The 1,222-nt window shown below is 45.6% G+C and carries 1 protein-coding gene; it reads left to right on the top strand.

Translation table 11 applies throughout. The features are described 5' to 3' along the window. The first annotated feature begins 62 nt into the window (after positions 1-62). Entirely contained in the window at positions 63-1,214 is a 1,152-nt protein-coding gene (locus ACHHZ6_RS24690) for an IS30-like element IS30 family transposase (protein ID WP_001254932.1), read from the top strand. Positions 1,215-1,222 lie beyond the last annotated feature (8 nt).

The raw sequence follows: 1,222 nt of genomic DNA on the forward strand, positions 1-1,222 counted from the left end.
TGTAGATTCAATTGGTCAACGCAACAGTTATGTGAAAACATGGGGTTGCGGAGGTTTTTTGAATGAGACGAACATTTACAGCAGAGGAAAAAGCCTCTGTTTTTGAACTATGGAAGAACGGAACAGGCTTCAGTGAAATAGCGAATATCCTGGGTTCAAAACCCGGAACGATCTTCACTATGTTAAGGGATACTGGCGGCATAAAACCCCATGAGCGTAAGCGGGCTGTAGCTCACCTGACACTGTCTGAGCGCGAGGAGATACGAGCTGGTTTGTCAGCCAAAATGAGCATTCGTGCGATAGCTACTGCGCTGAATCGCAGTCCTTCGACGATCTCACGTGAAGTTCAGCGTAATCGGGGCAGACGCTATTACAAAGCTGTTGATGCTAATAACCGAGCCAACAGAATGGCGAAAAGGCCAAAACCGTGCTTACTGGATCAAAATTTACCATTGCGAAAGCTTGTTCTGGAAAAGCTGGAGATGAAATGGTCTCCAGAGCAAATATCAGGATGGTTAAGGCGAACAAAACCACGTCAAAAAACGCTGCGAATATCACCTGAGACAATTTATAAAACGCTGTACTTTCGTAGCCGTGAAGCGCTACACCACCTGAATATACAGCATCTGCGACGGTCGCATAGCCTTCGCCATGGCAGGCGTCATACCCGCAAAGGCGAAAGAGGTACGATTAACATAGTGAACGGAACACCAATTCACGAACGTTCCCGAAATATCGATAACAGACGCTCTCTGGGGCATTGGGAGGGCGATTTAGTCTCAGGTACAAAAAACTCTCATATAGCCACACTTGTAGACCGAAAATCACGTTATACGATCATCCTTAGACTCAGGGGCAAAGATTCTGTCTCAGTAAATCAGGCTCTTACCGACAAATTCCTGAGTTTACCGTCAGAACTCAGAAAATCACTGACATGGGACAGAGGAATGGAACTGGCCAGACATCTAGAATTTACTGTCAGCACCGGCGTTAAAGTTTACTTCTGCGATCCTCAGAGTCCTTGGCAGCGGGGAACAAATGAGAACACAAATGGGCTAATTCGGCAGTACTTTCCTAAAAAGACATGTCTTGCCCAATATACTCAACATGAACTAGATCTGGTTGCTGCTCAGCTAAACAACAGACCGAGAAAGACACTGAAGTTCAAAACACCGAAAGAGATAATTGAAAGGGGTGTTGCATTGACAGATTGAATCTACAG

The organism is Enterobacter cloacae complex sp. 2024EL-00214 (assembly GCF_043945575.1).
In the GTDB taxonomy this organism is placed as follows: domain Bacteria; phylum Pseudomonadota; class Gammaproteobacteria; order Enterobacterales; family Enterobacteriaceae; genus Enterobacter; species Enterobacter cloacae_P.

What these genes read in the sequence shown, in the direction of transcription:
- ACHHZ6_RS24690 (WP_001254932.1), top strand. Translation starts at nt 63, where the DNA reads ATGAGACGAACATTTACAGCAGAGGAAAAAGCCTCTGTTTTTGAACTA.